Annotated in this window: 13 protein-coding genes; 8 read left to right on the plus strand and 5 right to left on the minus strand. The window is 62.2% G+C overall.

Annotated features, from left to right (window positions below; genetic code table 11):
- Positions 1–58: 58 nt before the first annotated feature.
- Complete coding sequence (locus C453_RS04885; protein WP_049907502.1) at positions 59–361, minus strand: hypothetical protein; 303 nt, start codon at positions 359–361, stop codon at positions 59–61.
- 258 nt (positions 362–619) lie between these two features.
- On the opposite strand from C453_RS04885, the gene C453_RS04890 reads away from it, so the two are divergent.
- From C453_RS04890 to C453_RS04900, 3 genes are all read left to right on the plus strand, one after another.
- Complete coding sequence (locus tag C453_RS04890) at positions 620–1,864, plus strand: ABC transporter substrate-binding protein (RefSeq protein ID WP_008323063.1); 1,245 nt, start codon at positions 620–622, stop codon at positions 1,862–1,864.
- Positions 1,861–4,299: a methyl-accepting chemotaxis protein gene (locus C453_RS04895; protein ID WP_008323065.1), complete on the plus strand. Its 2,439-nt coding sequence runs from the start codon at positions 1,861–1,863 to the stop codon at positions 4,297–4,299. The genes C453_RS04890 and C453_RS04895 overlap by 4 nt, the downstream gene beginning before the upstream one ends.
- A gap of 235 nt (positions 4,300–4,534) precedes the next feature.
- Positions 4,535–6,244: a methyl-accepting chemotaxis protein gene (locus tag C453_RS04900; RefSeq protein WP_008323066.1), complete on the plus strand. Its 1,710-nt coding sequence runs from the start codon at positions 4,535–4,537 to the stop codon at positions 6,242–6,244.
- Between the two features lie 47 nt (positions 6,245–6,291).
- Here C453_RS04900 and ubaA read toward each other — a convergent pair whose 3' ends face one another.
- Complete coding sequence (gene ubaA / locus C453_RS04905) at positions 6,292–7,104, minus strand: SAMP-activating enzyme E1 (RefSeq protein WP_008323070.1); 813 nt, start codon at positions 7,102–7,104, stop codon at positions 6,292–6,294.
- Between the two features lie 126 nt (positions 7,105–7,230).
- Here ubaA and C453_RS04910 point away from each other — a divergent pair, with 126 nt between their 5' ends.
- A complete protein-coding gene (locus C453_RS04910) occupies positions 7,231–7,581 on the plus strand; it encodes a rhodanese-like domain-containing protein (protein WP_008323071.1) in 351 nt (116 codons plus the stop codon).
- 39 nt (positions 7,582–7,620) lie between these two features.
- Positions 7,621–8,196 (plus strand): hypothetical protein, encoded by a 576-nt coding sequence (locus tag C453_RS04915; protein ID WP_008323072.1) that lies wholly within the window; start codon positions 7,621–7,623, stop codon positions 8,194–8,196.
- A 30-nt stretch (positions 8,197–8,226) separates the two neighbouring features.
- Here C453_RS04915 and C453_RS04920 read toward each other — a convergent pair whose 3' ends face one another.
- A complete protein-coding gene (locus C453_RS04920; protein WP_007544888.1) occupies positions 8,227–8,817 on the minus strand; it encodes a 50S ribosomal protein L15e in 591 nt (196 codons plus the stop codon).
- A gap of 258 nt (positions 8,818–9,075) precedes the next feature.
- Between C453_RS04920 and C453_RS04925 the strand changes: the two genes are divergently transcribed.
- Both C453_RS04925 and C453_RS04930 read left to right on the plus strand, forming a co-directional pair.
- The gene (locus C453_RS04925; RefSeq protein ID WP_049907503.1) at positions 9,076–9,954 is read left to right on the plus strand and encodes a hypothetical protein; all 879 of its coding nucleotides are present in this window, start codon (positions 9,076–9,078) and stop codon (positions 9,952–9,954) included.
- Between the two features lie 77 nt (positions 9,955–10,031).
- Positions 10,032–10,847 carry an alpha/beta hydrolase gene (locus C453_RS04930; RefSeq protein ID WP_008323074.1) on the plus strand — a complete coding sequence of 272 codons (816 nt, stop codon included), beginning with the start codon at positions 10,032–10,034 and terminating at the stop codon, positions 10,845–10,847.
- 46 nt (positions 10,848–10,893) lie between these two features.
- Here C453_RS04930 and C453_RS04935 read toward each other — a convergent pair whose 3' ends face one another.
- Complete coding sequence (locus C453_RS04935) at positions 10,894–13,056, minus strand: alpha-amylase family glycosyl hydrolase (RefSeq protein WP_008323075.1); 2,163 nt, start codon at positions 13,054–13,056, stop codon at positions 10,894–10,896.
- 274 nt (positions 13,057–13,330) lie between these two features.
- Here C453_RS04935 and C453_RS04940 point away from each other — a divergent pair, with 274 nt between their 5' ends.
- Positions 13,331–14,200, plus strand: coding sequence for a DUF7351 domain-containing protein (locus tag C453_RS04940; protein WP_008323076.1), 870 nt, complete (start codon positions 13,331–13,333; stop codon positions 14,198–14,200).
- 50 nt (positions 14,201–14,250) lie between these two features.
- On the opposite strand, the gene C453_RS04945 is transcribed toward C453_RS04940, so the two are convergent.
- The gene (locus C453_RS04945) at positions 14,251–16,392 is read right to left on the minus strand and encodes an alpha-amylase family glycosyl hydrolase (protein ID WP_008323077.1); all 2,142 of its coding nucleotides are present in this window, start codon (positions 16,390–16,392) and stop codon (positions 14,251–14,253) included.
- Positions 16,393–16,425: the final 33 nt, after the last annotated feature.

Raw genomic sequence — 16,425 nt, forward strand, 5'->3', positions numbered from 1 at the left:
CGGCGGGCGGATAAAACGCTACGATGGCGTGCGGACGGGAACGATACCGTCTGGGTGCTTAGGCCACTACGACGGTGTTACAGTTCACCCCCGCGGGAACCGAAACGTAGCCGACCGGTTCCTGAAACACTTCGATTGCCTTGATGACGACACCGTATGGGGAAAACGTGAGAAGTCCCTTGGTCATCAACGCCATGCTCGCGACATCCATCGAGACTTGGCACTGGACCGTCGAGTTCGCCTGCTGACCACTGGCCCCCAGTTCCCCTGCAACAGGAACGCTCGAAACGGCCATCCCGATGACCAGCAGTGCTGTGACGAGTGCTCCACACCGCAACGTTCTGTCTGAAAATTGTGTCATGCAGAAATAAACTCTGTTTCGATGCCAATAGTTGTGGCGCTCAGACTACTTGTTACCGCCCACTGACGGTGAGCGAACTCCAATTATCAGTTGGATACTATCAGCGCACAACCCCATTTATGTGCGTGTGAATCTCTCGCCAATATATCCCTCAAATAACGGCGCTTAATCTAAATATCGGCATTTACTTGACACCAGAATATATCGACTGATAATCGGCGGCCCAAAGTTATATGCAAGTTCGCTAGTCGGTCTGGTGTGACTCTCTCGTACAATCGACGAGGGCTTCTCCGCGCCGCCGGGAGCGCTGTTGCGCTCGGGTCGCTGTCGGGGTGTGTGGGGGCACTCGATAACCAAGCAAACGAACCAGTTCGGTTCGGGGCAGTCCTACCGGTCAGCGGCTCCCTCGAAACGCTCGGGACGCACGGAATGCGTGCAGTGGAACAAGCTGTCGCAGACATCAACCGGGCAGGTGGGGTGCTGGACCGGCCGGTAGAACTGACGGCCGTCGACACGGAAGCAAACGCTCAGACGGCTGTTGAAGGATACAAGACACTTGTTGACGAGGGTGTCGTCGGGTTCGTCGGTGGACTCGTCAGCGACGCCTCCATCGCGCTCGCACCGAAGGCGGCCTCGGACGGCATCATGGAAATGAGCCCAGCGAGTACGAGCCCTGCGCTCACGGATGCCGGCCGAGCGGACGGTCGGAAGTACTTCGGCCGAACGGTCCCCAGTGACGCGCTTCAGGCCATCGCGATGGCGAAAATCCTCGACGCGCCGCAGTACGCGAACGCCGACTCCATTGCGATTCTCGCAACCGACAACGCCTACGGCGACGGTCTCGCCAGTTCGATGAAGACAAGCACCGACGCAGAGGTCGTTTCGGACGTTCGGTACGACCCGACGGCGTCGTCGTTCGACGGCGTCATCGACGAGGTGTTCCAGAACTCGCCCGACGCAGTCGGCTTCGTTAGTGTCGCCGGACAGGAGACGGGCGTCCTCGACGCGTACGGGTCGTCCGACTACGAGGCACCGTGGGTGTTCTCCGCGGGGATGTTCGGAAGCGACGTTCCGAAGTATTACGAAGGATTCTACAGCGCGTCGCTTTCGAGCGTCCGCACTGACGGATATTTCCATCTCTCGCAGCGCCTGTCCGACATCGCACCGCTTGCGGCCTACTCCGTCAACGCGTACGACGCACTGTTCCTCATGGCCGCGGCCGCCGAGAAGGCCGGTGAGGCGACTGGGGCTGCGATTGCCGACACGATTCAGTCCGTCTCCGGCGGGACCGGACACACGGTTTCAGTCGGCGACTTCGGCCGCGTGCGCTCACTCACTGACGCCGGACGCGAACTGAACTATCAGGGTGCAGCAAGCGGTGTCGACCTGACCGAAGACCTCGAACCGCTGAGTCCGTACGTCGTGGAGAAAGTCCACAACTACGAAGTCAGGCAGTTAGAGCTGCTTCAGCGGCAGTTCTTCGAATCAGGAGGAAACCAATGAGTTCACCACTGAAACAGTTGGCCGACGCCTTCGAGCGGCTCTTGCCGAACGTGATTCGCCGCCGGTACGCGGCGAAGTTCGGCCTCGCACTCCTCGCAATTATCATCGTGATGGGTGCCGCAGGCGCGTTCATCCACTTCGATACCAAGTCGGTCGTCGAAACGCAGACCGAAGAAGAGATTCGCGGGATTGCCAAGTCCGAAGCGCGCTCTGTCGCCGATTGGACGGAAACCAAGCAATCGACCGTCACCTTCCTCTCGGCGTCGCTCGGCGAACGCCCGGCGAGTACGTCGGCCACAGAACACCAACGGTGGCTCGAACAGAAGCTCATCGAACTCCCGAGTGACGTTCGGTCGCTCCACTACGTCGATGCAGACTCCATGTCGGTCGTCGCGAGTACGACCGACGGAACGAGCGGCACGTCGCTCGACTCCCTCGACACCCCGTGGGCGGACCAAGCAGTCTCCGTCGCGGGCTCGAACCAACCTGTGACCTCGGAACCCTACGACGTGAACGGCGAGCCAGTTATCGCCTTCGCCGCACCGGTCACTGGGTCTAACGGGTTCATCGTCCTGACCGCGTCGCTCGAAGCGCGCTCCCACGACTTCGAGTCGCCGATTCCGACGGGTGACGTGAAGGTCGTCACGGCAGAAGGGAACATCCTCCTAGACAACCGGAAGGCGTCGCTTCTCGAACAGTACTCCGCGTCTGAAGGGTCCGTCACGGCCATCGAAACTGCCCTGAACGGACAGAGCGGCTACAAGCAAGTCTCTGCACGGACCGGAATGGAAGAAGGCCAGTACGCGATGGCGTACGCGCCCATTACCGGCACCGACTGGGTACTCACCTACCACGTTCCAACGGAACGGGCGTTCTCGCTCCAGACCACGGTGACGCGTAACCTCGCGTTCCTCCTCGCGTTCGCGGTCGGGTCGCTGTTCCTCGTCGGCGTGACGATTGGCCGCGGCACCGCGAAGTCGCTCGCGACGGTCGCACGGAACGCAGACCAAATCGCCAGCGGTGAGGTCGACGGCGAGGTGCCGTCTACCGCCCGCATCGACGAGATGGGGCAGTTGTACAACTCGTTCGCCGAGATGCAGTCGTACCTGACGACGGTCGCCGGGCAGGCCGAAGCTCTTGCGGCGAAAGAGTTCGACGATCCCGTGTTGGACGAGGACGTGCCAGGGTCGTTCGGTGAGGCGATGGGTCAGACCCACAAAGACCTCGAAGCGCTCATCGTCGAACTCGAAACGAAGGCCGAAGAGTTCGGTGAGGCGCTCTCTGCTGCTGCCGACGGCGACCTCACGGCTCGCATGAGCGAAGACGCCGACAACGAGGCGATGAACGAGATGGCGCGGTCGTTCAACCAGATGGCCACCGAACTCGAAGACACCATCGCCGAAGTGTCCGGGTTTGCCGAAACCGTCGCGGCAGCCAGCCAAGAGGTGACCGCGAGTGCGCAGGAAATCGAACGCGCGAGTCGCCAGGTCAGCGAATCCACGCAGGTCATGGCCGAAGGCGCACACGAACAACAGGAGAACCTCCGCCAGACCACGAACGAGACGAGCAACCTCTCGGCGACCATCGAGGAAGTCGCTTCCTCGGCGAGCGAACTCGAGCGCACGGCCGAACACACGCTCGAAGCGAGCGAGGCGGGTCACACCGCCACGGTCGAGGCTATCGACTCCATCGAGAACGTCGAAGAGAAGACCGCCGAGACGGCCGAGCGTATCGAAGAACTCGAAGCGCACATGGCCGAAATCGGCGACATCGTCGAACTCATCACCGACATCGCCGAGCAGACGAACATCCTCGCGCTCAACGCGAACATCGAGGCCGCCCGCGCGGGCGAAGCGGGTGAAGGCTTCTCGGTCGTCGCCAACGAGGTCAAAGACCTCGCTGGAGAGACCAAGGAGTCCGCCGAAGAAATCGAAGCGACCATCGAAGAGGTCCAAGAGAAGTCCGAGGCCTCGGTCACCGAGATGCGCGAGACGAAAGACGCCGTCGAATCCGGCGTCGACGCGGTCGAAAACGCCCGCGAATCGCTCGACACTATCGTCGACAACGTCCGCGCGACCAAGGACGGCGTCGACGAAATCAGTCGAACGACCGACGAACAGGCCGCCTCGACCGAGGAAGTCGCGTCGATGATGGACCGCGTCACCGACATCAGCGACGACACCGCAGCACGGTCCGAATCCGTCGCCGCGGCCGCGGAAGAACAGACGGCCTCGCTCGGAGAGGTCTCCAGCGGCACTGACCGCCTCGCCTCACAGGCCGAACGGCTGATGTCGCTCATCTCGTCGTTCGAAGTCGACGCCCAGCAGACCGAACTGGACGAGTCGGTCGAAATCGACGACGACGGGATAGATACTGCTGAGGCCCTTGCCGCCGAGTCGCCCGTCACTGACGGCGGCGACGACGACACTCAGTAGCGACTCGCTCCCTGCGACCCACTTCTGGGCACTCCCCCCACCCACGACCCACTTTTTCGCCCGTTCGCTCTCGTGGATTCATCACACGCTGCTATATAGTTCGAGAGTCGGCGTACTCGTCGGGTATAATTCTGGTGAATACTCGACTCTCGTTGCTCCTCGTCTCACTTTTCTGTTATCATACATGATAACTAATTGCATAGCATTATAGTGGAAATGGTCGTGGTGGAAACATATGGACCTGCTTTCGCGCATTGCGGCGCTGGTCCCCGGGGTTGGGACTCAGACGCGTGCTGACGGTGGCGTACAAACGACGGCAGGAGCGACAGTCACTCCTGCCGCAGAGCAGATGCAACTCGGTGGCTTGCTCAACGGGATTGGTGCACCGGTGTTCATGCTCGACGCGGACAACCGGGTCATCGCGTGGAACAAGCCGATTTCGGAGCTGACGGGTGTCTCTGCGGACGAGGCGCTCGGGTCCGAACACGTCAGCGAACTCTTCTACCCCGACGGCCGCCGAGCGAAGACGCTCGCAGACAAGATTATCGACGCACCGCGAAATGCAGACGAAGCGTACGGTCTCACCTTCGCCGACAAGTCGCAGTATCTCTACCAGGATTCGAGCAAGATGGTGGACCGAAACGGTGACAAGCGGTATATTTCGTTTTCGGCGCGACCGCTGTTCGAGGACGACGAACTCATCGGCGTCATCGAGACGATTCACGACCGAACTGAGGAGGTAAACAAAGGGAAGGCGTCGCTCGCACTCGTCGACGAGGTGTCGACGACGATGCAGCGCATCACCGAGGGCGACCTCTCGGCGCGCGCGGAGTTCACAGACGAACACGACGTCCTCGACGACGAAGTGGTGCTCGTCCTCGACCACCTCAACGAGATGGCCGCGCGATTCGAACGACTGGCCTCCGACGTCGACGATACGACCGCCGACCTCGGGACGGCGATTCAGCGGGCGGCGACCGCCGCGACCGACATCGAGTCGCAGGTGACAGAACAGACCAAACTGCTCTCGAAGGGTGCCGAAGAGATGCAGGACCTCTCGGCCAGCATGGAAGAGATTGCAGCCACTTCCGACGAAGTCGCCTCGGCGGCGAATCAGGCACAAGCGGCCGCCGAAAACGGACGAGAGGCGGGGCAGAGCATCCGAACCGCGACCGACCAGGTCATCGAAATCTCCGACGAACTGCTCGACAGCGTCATGGAACTCCAAGAGCGGATGGGCGCAATCGAGGAGGTCGTCGAGGTCATCGCCGAAGTCGCCGACCGAACCAACTTGCTCGCACTCAACGCGAACATCGAGGCTGCCCGCGCGGGCGAAGCGGGTGAAGGCTTCTCGGTCGTCGCAAACGAGGTCAAGCAACTCGCCAACCAGACCCACGAACACACAGAAGAGATTGCCACCAGCATCGAAGAGATTCAAGAACAGGCCGACGAGACGGTGATGGCCTCCGAGCAGTCCCACGAACAGATTCAAATCGCCTCCGGCGAAATCGGCGATGTTCTCGAATCGCTCGACGAGATTGCGAACGCAGCGGACTCGGCCGCAAACGGTATCTCGGAAGTCGCCCGCGCGACCGACTCGCAGGCGACCAATATCGAGGAAGTCACGACGACGATTCAGCAGGCGCAGGAACACGCCCGCTCTGCCGAAGAAGCCACTATGGACATCACGGACGCGACGACGGACCAGACTATCGCGCTCGACGTGCTCGCAGAGCGCGTCGACGAACTCGTCGGCGGCGACGCCGACGCAGTCGACGAAGTCGAGACGCTCGAATCGGAAGTCTCCGACCTCGGCTCGGCGGGTACCGGTGGTGTCTCCAACGGGTCGAACGCGACTGATGCTTCGTCGGAAGGCAGCGTTGCGAACGGCCAAACCGGGTCGGACGGAGCCGATTCGGACGACACGTTCAATTTCGACCGGTAGGGGGAGACTCTCTTTTCAGCGGGCGGCGTCCTGTCTTCCGAAGCCAGTTAATTGAGGTCGATAGCACAACTCTCGACGTACTCGATATCGGCGATAGAGTCCAGCCCACCCTCACCGCAGACCGGACATTCCGGGTTCTTTCGATACGGCACCGTCTCGAAGGTCATGTCCATCGCGTCGTAGAACAGCAACCGCCCATCGAGTGGCTCGCCCGCATCGAGAAGCAACTTCACGGCTTCAGTCGCCTGAATACACCCGACCGTTCCGGGGAGCACGCCGATGACGCCGGTCGTCGCGCAGTCGGGGACCGTCCCCGGTTCGGGCGCTTCGGGGAACAGACACCGATAGCAGGGACCGTCGGGAAGGAGTGTCGTCGCCTGCCCCTCGAACTTGTAGATAGCGCCGTGGACGAGCGGAATCTCCTCGAATCGGCACACGTCGTTCAGGAGATAGCGCGTCGGGAAGTTGTCGGAGGCGTCGACGACCACGTCCGCGCCCGCGACGATTTCGTGGACGTTCGATTTGTCTACGCGCGCTTCGATTGGCTCAACGCTCACGTCCGGGTTGAGGCCGCGGACGAATTCGGCGGCGCTCTGGGCTTTCGGTTCGCCCACGTCCTCGTCGTGGTGGATGACCTGTCGCTGGAGATTGCTTCGCTCGACGACGTCATCGTCGACGACCACCAACTCGCCCACGCCGACGGCGGCGAGGTACTCGATAGCCGGTGACCCGAGCCCACCCGCCCCGACGACGACGACCCGCGCCGACAGGAGCCGCTCCTGCCCGTCCGGGCCGACCTCGTCCATGATGATGTGACGAGAGTAGCGTTCGAGTTGCGTGGCGTCGAGTGAGAGTGTCATAGGCCGACGTTGGCAGTCACGCAGAATAAACCCGCGGCACCGCGTTGGAGTCACTCTCACGTGCAGTCCGGTGTTCCCCCTCGCCGGAAGCGACGTGCATTTCCCGCTTCGGTCGGACTGCCTCGTATGGTCGCAGAGACGACCCCCAACGAACTCCGCGAGCGACTGGCTGACGACGACCCGCTGGCCGTCGTCGATATCCGAGACCCCTCTTCGTTCGCCTCGGGGCACATCCCCGGGTCGGAGAACCTCCCGGCGGCGACGCTCGGTCCCGAAGTGTTCGACCGCGAGTGGCCCGACGAAGTCGTCGTCTCCTGCTACGTCGGCAAGAGTTCCAAACGCGTCGCCTCGGTCCTCGACGAGAACGTCGAGGCCGACGTGAGCAGCCTCCGCGGCGGCTTTGACGGCTGGGACGGCGAAGTCGAACAGGGAACCGAAGAAAGCGAAGCGGACCTCGGCCCGTCGGCACCGTTCTGAGCACCCACGTTTTTCTGACAGTGAAGTGACGTTCCAGGTATGGCCCTCCCGACTGGACTGCTCCCGGTCTTCGTCTTCGTCGTAACCGCCGGCATCGCGACACTTGTGACGCTCGGCGCGCACCTCTCGTGGCGTCGTGGGTCGCAGCCGTTCAGCGCCGGTCTTCGACGCTCACTTTTGGGCGTGAGCCTGCTGTACCTCGTCGGAACGGCAATCGTCTGGGAAGTCGCGGGCGGTGGCTCGTTGTGGGGTGTTGCGGCCGCACTCATCGCCTCAGGTGTCGTTGCGTTCGTCGTGCTGTGGACGGCTCCGCTTCTCCTCGGTCAGTATCTCGTTCGTCACCTGCGAGGTATCGATTCGGAGACGGCGTTGCGTCAGGTGACGTACGGGTGGTTGGTCGCAATGCTGGTCGTGTTCGGACTCTTCGTCGCACCCGGTGGGCCAACGGGCGGCCATCTGCTTCATCTCGACGGCGTAACGACCTGTCTCGCCGGGTTCTGTGGGCTCAGCGTCTCCCTTCTCGTGGCCGTCGCTCTCGAACTCGTCGTCGCTGTCGTGGGACCGGGAGTCGTCGGCTTCGTACTCACGAGACAGCAGTCGCTCAGCGGTCGATAAAGGAGAGAATTTGCTGCGGTGCGCGGGCGGTTACTTACCGCGGCCGCGGCTCGCACCGATGGAGGGACGGACGTGTTCCGTACCCTTACCACGGTTCTGGAGGCCGCGGTTCTTCTTGCCCGCGTTGGTGAGACCGCGGAAGGCGCGGCCGTCGTGGGCGTCGTCGCAGATCCAGTTGAGTTCGTCGTCGTTCTGGATGGCCGGGTGCTCGGGGTCGACGAGGATGACTTCCTGCCACTTCTGGGAGCCGTCCTGACCGACACCGTAGGAGTTCAGCACACGCATGTTCGGGTACTTGCGCGAGGCGCGTTCCTCCGCGATGCGCGGGATGGACTTGCGGCGACCGATGCGGTTGACACCCTGGCGCTTCGTACGGCGGCCAGCCTTGTGTCGCTGCTTGCGCGCGCCACCCTTGCGGACGGAGACGCGGACCATGACGATGCCCTGCTTAGCCTTGTAGCCGAGTTCACGCGCCTTGTCGAGACGGGTGGGACGCTCGATGCGCTCGATAGCGCCCTGCTCGCGCCACTCCTGTTTTCGCTGCCACTGGAGTTCGGCCAGCTTGCCTTCCTTCGGGGTCTTCCACGCTTCCTTGATGTGGGAATAGAAGCTTCGTGCCATTGTATATCACCGCGGGCGCTTGCGATTCAGTCGGTTGAGGGACCATCCCTCGATGACCACATTTCGTCCCGTACGTGACGGGTGCCCTCTGGCGTGCCCGCATGCCAGCGAGTTGGCGGAACTACCAACAGGGGAGGGTTAAGAACTTCGGATTGAGAGCTGGCGTGCAAGGCGTCCACACGGCAGTCTACGCGGGAGATACCTCCGCGAATCTCGTGTCAACATATTATAAAAACACTGTGAGGAAACGTGTTGCATATGTCGTCCCCGGATGCTCCCTCGATGAAGCAACAGGCGCGTGTGGCCGCCCTCCAGTGGGGGTTGGTGCAGGCGTTTTTGCTGGATACGTTCGCTCGGTTGCTCCGAAATTACTACCGAGCGACGACTGAGGCGTTTTTCCCACCTGATTGGGTAATATCGATTCAGTTCGCAGCACCGCTCGCCCTCGTCGTCGGTGGAATCGGTGGCTACCGCTGGGTGACCAACCGAAACGCGGCGACTTCGGCGTCGGCACACCGCAATCGCGTGGTGTTCGTCGGGTCGCTCGTCGCCGGGTGGACGCTCGCAATCGTTCCGACGATGGCGTTCCAGTCGATACTCGGAGAACGACTGTACACTGTTCCGTTCTTCGTCCTTCCGAGTCTCACAGCGCTATCTGTCTTCGTTGGGTCGTACGTGCTGGCCTACCGGGTCGATACGGAGTGGTATCGTCAGAACCGAGGGCGACTACTGGGTGCAGTAGCGGGTGCCGTTGCTGGGTTCTTCCTCGGAATGGCGGGCTTTGTCGCGTACGGCGAGTACCTGGTTGCAACTCGAACCAGCTTTAGTCTCGATGGCGGGACCGGAATCGCCGTGGTCACTTGTCTCGGTGCGGTTGGTGGCTACGTGCTCACTGGGAGGGGCAGTACTGGTGACCGCGCTGTCGAATTTCTCGTCATCTTTCTGCCGTCGGTCCTCGCACTCACTCTCTTAATGGGTCTCAGTTCGGTCGCCCTCGCCATTATCGGTGTCTCCGCGCTCGGATTCAACTCGTCGCTCACGACACTCTTCGTGCCGATTGTCCTCTCACTTGGGTTGGCGAGCTATCTGGCGTACGGAGCCAAAACAGCAGTGTACCAACGGTTCGTCGGTGGATAGTCGTCCTCTGAACGGTGGCCGCAGACGCAAAACATTCATGCAGGTGACTTTTTACCCCGCTTTCGAATCTGTGGACCATGCTCACCGACATTGACTGGCGGCCGTACGACCTCGACGACGAGGCCCCCGTCGAGGGCGACGTCCGCATCTCCGACGAGCTCTCGTCGGAGTATCTCGATTTCGACCGGCATCTGTTCGTCTATCTCCCACCCGATTACGACGAGTCTGACCGGACGTACCCGGTGTGCTACATGCACGACGGCCAGAACGTCTTCGACGAGGCGACAAGCTACTCCGGGTCGTGGGACATCCATCAGGCGATGGACGAACTGCACGACGAGGGCCTCGACGCAATCGTCGTCGGCGTCCCGAACGCGGGCGACGACCGGACGGTCGAGTACACGCCCCATCCGCACCCGGAGTTCGGTGGCGGCGGTGCCGATAGCTACCTGCAGTTCCTCTTCGAGGAGGTAAAGCCGCTCGTCGACGAGACGTTTCGGACGCGCCCCGAGACGGAATCGACCGGACTGCTCGGGTCTTCGCTCGGCGGTCTCATCAGCCTCTACGCGCTGTTCGAGTATCCCGAGAAGGTGGGCTTCCTCGGAGCCATGAGTCCTGCATTCTGGTGGTCGGGTGAGGAGATATTCGAGTACGTCGCGGACCAGTCCTTCACCCCTGCTCGCATCTACGTCGACGTGGGTGACACCGAATCCATGGACGACCCCGAGCGCTGTGAGTTGTACCTCAACGACGCAGAACGCATGGTCGAGCAACTGCGCGAGAAGGGATACGACGATGTCGAATTCGTCATCGACGAAGGGGGCGTCCACCGAGAACACGCGTGGGCACGGCGGTTCCCCGATGCGATGCGGTTTCTCTTGGGCGACGACTGAGTTTCACCGTGGCCTCACTTGGTCGATTACATCGGCCTCGCGTAGCCTATTGCGTTCGTTCCCGTAAGACGACCACGTCGGTGACTTCGACGCTGGCGTCTGCCGCAACCTCACCAGCAGCGTCTGCCGCCACATCGACTCCACTAAGGAGGTCTTCAGTTCCGCAGTCCGCCCCCAGCGACACCGTCGCGGGCGACGAATCGAAGTTCAGCACGATCAGTAGCGACTCGTCTTCGCCCGCGCGACGGTAGGCGACAACCGAGTCGGCATCGCCGGATTCGACTTCGACGCTCGCTTTGGACACGTCTTTCGAGCGAAGCGCAGGGTGCTCGTTCCGCAGGGCGACGAGTCGCCGGTGGAAGTCGGTCAACTCGGCGTCACCGTCGTACCAGCGCATCGTGCCGCGCTGTTCCGGCACGCCGCGTTCTTGGCCGTAGTAAATCATGGGCACGCCGGGGAGGGTGAACGTCGCCGCTGCGGCGGGGCCAAGCGTCCCGTCCTCGCACTCGGTCGCATAGCGCGTCTCGTCGTGATTTTCGACGTAGCGCATGTGGACCGCTTCGTCCGGGAAGCCGTGGTGGTCGGCCTCGACGAGCGCGTCGAAGAGCGCAGATGCCGGGGCGTCGCCGGTCCCGATGTCGCGGAGCGTGTCGTACAGGTCGGTGTCGTAGTGGTAGTCGAACTCGTTTTCTCGGAACTGAACGTCGCGTGGAACCGTCTCGTCGAGGAGAAGGAAGTCGTCGTCTTCGGCCTTCACGCGCTCTCGAACCTCTTTCCAGAAGCCGTGGGGGACACCCCACGCCACGTCACATCGGAAGCCATCGACCACGTCGACCCACTCGTCGATGACGTCGAGCATCCACGCTCGCACGTCCAGCGAATCGTAGTTGAGGTTCGGAATCCCCGCCCAGTTGAAGTACATTCCGGGGGCGTCGTCGCCCGCCCAGTCGATACCCGACGCGTCCTGCTCGGCCGGGACGCGTTCGTAGTAATCCTCGTAGTCGGCGACGCCCGCGCGGTGGAGTTGGAACGCCGGATGGTCCCGCGAGGTGTGGTTGATGACGAGGTCGAAGATGACCGTGATTCCCGCTTCGTGGAGGGTATCGACGAGCGACTCGAACTCCTCGCGCGTGCCGAGGTCTGTTGCGGTGTCGAAGAAGTCGGTAATGTGGTAGCCGTGGCGGGTCGGACTCTCACAGACGGGCGTGAACCACACCACGTCCACGCCGAGTGAGTCGATGTACGGGACACGACGCTCGATTTCAGTGAACGTCGTCTCGACGGTTTCCCCGGCGAACTCGCGGACGAATATCTGGTACATCGTCGCATCGTCCAGCCACTCGGGCGCATCGGCAGGATTCGAGAAATCGACCGTCTCCCCGTCGGCACGGATTTCGAGCGTGTCGGCGATACTCGCCCGTTCGATAGTCTCACCATCCTCGCCGGGGAGTGGTTCCTCGCTCACAGCGACAGCATGGACTCGCGAGAGTGCAGGGAGGTCCTCGCGGTCGACGACCACGCGGTCGCCGTCGATTTCGACTGCCGATTCGGCGAGGTCGTCGCGGTCGTCGAAGTAGAACTCGACTGTCGGTTCTCTCCCGTCGGGTGCCGGTCGGGCAGTCGCCTTGACGACGACTTCGTCGCCCTCGACACGACCTGCAAGCCGGATATTCGGTCGCCCTGCGCCCTCGATAGTCACCTCGGCCGTCGCGTACGGGTCGAACTCGTCGTCGAACGCGAAAATCGCGTCGTGGTCGCCCGGCGGGAGTCGAACGTCCACGCCCCACTCGTCGCCGTCGCGCTCGACGCGGTCTGCGCCCATCGTGAAGTCGTTAAAGGGTCCGATGACGGACGCCGATTCGAGTGCGTCGATATCGAAGTCGGCGACAGTGCCGTCCTCGTCGTCCGACCCTTCGGCATTCTGTTCGACCTCGGCGGCCGTGATGGAGAACCGTGCTGGCTGGCGCGGGTCGGGAAAGACGCGGACGGTCACACGGTGAGTCCCGTCGGGGGCGTCGAGTTCGGCGACGTAGACGCCCGGCACGTCCGCATCGAGGTGGACCACTGGGTCGTCCGAGAGCGTCGCCGCCGACTCCTCGGGTGCGTCGGTGAGGGTCCACTGGAAGGTCGCATCTGGGTCGGGATTTCGCGGTGCGAGTTCGACTGGTTCACCGACGGTGGTGAACCGCGGCGGTCCGGGGTGATGCATTACCTATTCGGGCGCAACACTGCTCATTAAACCTATTCTGAAGGTTTCTTCTGTTACCCAGATGTGGTTTCGACGGGGTGCCGTGTTGCGACCATACAGCGACCGCGACGAGTGGGAAATCGACAGCCAGCGCGGCGATATGGCTGTTGTGGTCTCTGTGTGCGGCAATCGTAGTGTCCGGGTGCGGCTGTCCAGTATGCTGCGTGTGAAGATTTCTTCAGTTCGCACCCGCCGAGCGGAAGATGTTTTCGCGTCCGCGCCCGCGTGAGGAGTAATGGCTGACGAGGACTCACTCACCGTCGACGTCGAGCAGGCGGCCGACGCAATCGGCGCGCTCGCAGACACCGACCGAATCGCCATCCTCGTCGCACTCAGAAACGGCGGCCGACAGTCGTTCGTCGAACTCCAGTCGGCGGCGGGGTTCGAAGACAGCGGCCGGTTCAACTACCATCTCGACAAACTCGTCGGGCGATTCGTCGCCAAACACGAGGACGGCTACGAACTCCGGGCGGCAGGGTCGAAGGCAGTCGATATCGTCACCGACGAACGCTTCGGCGAGTCGCCGCCGCCAGAAGAGCGCCCTGTCGATGCGGCGTGCCCGTCCTGCGGAAGCCAACTTCGCGCGCGATACGCCGACGAGAACGTCGAAATCGCCTGCCCCGACTGCTCGACGCTCGTCCATTACGGGTATTTCCCGCCGCGCGGGCGGACCACCCGCGACGCCGACTCACTGTTCGACGCCTACGGGACATGTCTCTGGCGGGATTTCACACTCGCGTACCGGGGTGTCTGTCCGTACTGTCGCGGCCGCATGCGCACGCAGGTCGAAGCCGAATCCGACCACCACCTCGACTATCCCGCGGTGAGTGACTGCCTCGATTGCGGTGCGTCTATCGCGACGACGATTGGACTCCGACTCTTGGCCGACCCCGCGGTCGTCACGTTCCTCGCGGACCACGGGACCAGCCCCGACGACCGACCGTTTTGGGAGTTCGACTTCTGCATCGACGACAGCGACGTGACGGTCGTCTCGGAGGACCCACTTTCGGTGTCGGTTCCGATTCGGCAGGGTGACGAGACGCTTCGAGTCGTCGTGGACGAAGAAGGGTCGGTCATCGAGACGACGCGGTCGGTGCCGCGGTAGGCACTTAGGCCGACTCAGTGGGCCGACTCGTTACTTCCACGCCCCGGTCATCACTTCCACGTGCCAGTGTACTCGCCGGTCGAGTCCGTCGGCGTGGTGTACGTTCGGTTCGACCCAGACTCCCACGTGACGGTGCCGTCGTCGGCGATTTTGACGAACTTGAACTCGATGTCCGCCCCCGCGGGGAGGTTCACGTCGTAGTACCAGTTCGGGTACTCGTGGACGACCTGATTGAAGAACGGCCCCACTGCGCGGTCTGGGTCCCAGTTGCCCAATTCGTGGACGTTGCCGACGACGTAGACGTTCTCACCCATGTCCGTGGTCGCGTCGTTGACGACGAACCGGGCCGATATTTGGTCGCCCGAGAGGACTTCGTAGCCCGAGAACGCGTCGCTCTGGACGCCGTTCGCGTCGGTGACGGTGATGTCGTAATAGCCACCTGCGACGGCGGGAACAGTAGCCTCGATTTCCGTGTCCGACCACGAGACGATGGATGCTGCGGTTGAGCCGAACTCGACTGTGCCTTCGGTACTCCCGAAGCCCTCGCCGCTGAGGACGACCGTGTGGCCGGGTTGTCCCATCGTCGGGCCGACGTGGCCGAGTGCTGGCTCAGTCGTGGTCCCGGTGTACTCCCAGACGCAGACGGTTTGCGGGCTGAACGAGAACGTGTCGATAGAACCGTCGGCGTTGACGGTCGTCGAGAACCCATCGAGGGTGCCGCCGAGCACGTCGTCGTAGGTGCCTTCCGGAAGCGACGTCACGAGTCCGGAGACGTCGTACCAGTCGAGACTGCGGTTGATGGCCACGAGGACGACGTTGTCGCCGAACTCGCGCTCGTAGATGAACACGTCCGGGTTTATCCACCGCTCTTGGGTGTCTCCGTAGGCGAGCGCCGGGTTCGACGAGCGCAGCGCGGTGAGTTCCTGAATTACCTCGTAGGCAGTCGTCGTCGTGTCGAACGACGGCATGGGCTTGCGGTTGTCGGGGTCGTTGCCGCCGGTGAGGTACTGTTCTGTCCCGTAGTACACGGTGGGTGTCCCACGCGAGGTCAACAGGACCGCGAGCGCCATATCGGTGTTTCGTGTGTCGCCGCCCTCGACGGTAAACCGCGGCATGTCGTGGTTGTCGATGAAGGGCACCTGATCGATGACTTGGTCGTGTTCCGCGGCAGTCTCGTCGAGCATGGCTTTGAATCCGTGCCAGTCGTCGGTGAAGTCGCGGAGGACCTGCCGAATCTCCTGTCCGAATCGGAAGTCGAGGAGGCTCATGCCGCTGTCGTTCGAGAACTCGTAGTACCGCGGATTCGACTGGTCCGCGCCGAGGAACCACTCGCCGAAGGTAAACACCGGTTTGTGGTCGTAGATGGTGTCGACGAGCGTCTTTTGCCACTTCGGCGGCATGTGTGCGACCGCGTCGACGCGGATGCCGTCGATGCCGAGGTCTAACCACTGCTCGATGGCGTCTTTCAGGTACTGGTCGATGTACGTCTCGTGTTGGTCGAAGTCGGCGAGGTTGTACAGATTGCGGTAAATCTGTCCCTCGTAGCTCGAATAGTCGGTGCCGCCGTTGTGGTGGAAGTAGCTCTCGGGGTCGTCGTTGTAGGCGGCGACGTAGCTTCCGTTGTCGTAGAGGACGCCGTCTTCGAGTTCGTCGTCGGAAGTCGATGGCGACGTGTGGTTCGGCACGAAGTCGATGACGACTTTGATGTCGTTTTGGTGGGCGACGCTGACGAGTTGTTCGAACGTCTCCATGTCGCCGAAGAACTGATTCGCGTCGGTGAAATCGCGCGCCCAGTAGCCGTGATACGAGGTTCCGATGTCCGAATCGACCGCGGTGATGTTCTCGAACGGCGGGGAAATCCAGACGGCCGACACCCCGAGGTCGGTCAGATAGCCGCTTTGAATCTTGTCGATGATGCCCTGCCAGTCGCCGCCGCAGTACTTCCGGAGGTTCGAACAGGAGTCGCTTCCGAGTTCGCCAGTCGGATTGTTGTCCGAGTTCCCGTCGTGGAATCGGTCGGAGATAATCTGGTAGATGACGTCGTCTGCGAAGTTCACCGCGTGACCGGGCGGCGTCGCCGCAGACGCCTGTGAGACGACTGCGAGGTCGTCGCTTCCAGCGCCGGTGCTTCCGGCGATACCGATTGCACTCAATCCGAGCCCTTTCAGGAACGTTCGCCTGTCGAATGGCATAATTCGTGAATGAGTATCACATAACAAATAGTT

This window comes from Haloferax elongans ATCC BAA-1513, assembly GCF_000336755.1.
Classification (GTDB): domain Archaea; phylum Halobacteriota; class Halobacteria; order Halobacteriales; family Haloferacaceae; genus Haloferax; species Haloferax elongans.

What these genes read in the sequence shown, in the direction of transcription:
- C453_RS04945 (WP_008323077.1), bottom strand. Translation starts at nt 16,392, where the DNA reads ATGCCATTCGACAGGCGAACGTTCCTGAAAGGGCTCGGATTGAGTGCA.
- C453_RS04900 (WP_008323066.1), top strand. Translation starts at nt 4,535, where the DNA reads ATGGACCTGCTTTCGCGCATTGCGGCGCTGGTCCCCGGGGTTGGGACT.
- C453_RS04910 (WP_008323071.1), top strand. Translation starts at nt 7,231, where the DNA reads ATGGTCGCAGAGACGACCCCCAACGAACTCCGCGAGCGACTGGCTGAC.
- C453_RS04895 (WP_008323065.1), top strand. Translation starts at nt 1,861, where the DNA reads ATGAGTTCACCACTGAAACAGTTGGCCGACGCCTTCGAGCGGCTCTTG.
- C453_RS04915 (WP_008323072.1), top strand. Translation starts at nt 7,621, where the DNA reads ATGGCCCTCCCGACTGGACTGCTCCCGGTCTTCGTCTTCGTCGTAACC.
- C453_RS04885 (WP_049907502.1), bottom strand. Translation starts at nt 361, where the DNA reads ATGACACAATTTTCAGACAGAACGTTGCGGTGTGGAGCACTCGTCACA.
- C453_RS04930 (WP_008323074.1), top strand. Translation starts at nt 10,032, where the DNA reads ATGCTCACCGACATTGACTGGCGGCCGTACGACCTCGACGACGAGGCC.
- ubaA (WP_008323070.1), bottom strand. Translation starts at nt 7,104, where the DNA reads ATGACACTCTCACTCGACGCCACGCAACTCGAACGCTACTCTCGTCAC.
- C453_RS04940 (WP_008323076.1), top strand. Translation starts at nt 13,331, where the DNA reads ATGGCTGACGAGGACTCACTCACCGTCGACGTCGAGCAGGCGGCCGAC.
- C453_RS04925 (WP_049907503.1), top strand. Translation starts at nt 9,076, where the DNA reads ATGTCGTCCCCGGATGCTCCCTCGATGAAGCAACAGGCGCGTGTGGCC.
- C453_RS04920 (WP_007544888.1), bottom strand. Translation starts at nt 8,817, where the DNA reads ATGGCACGAAGCTTCTATTCCCACATCAAGGAAGCGTGGAAGACCCCG.
- C453_RS04935 (WP_008323075.1), bottom strand. Translation starts at nt 13,056, where the DNA reads ATGCATCACCCCGGACCGCCGCGGTTCACCACCGTCGGTGAACCAGTC.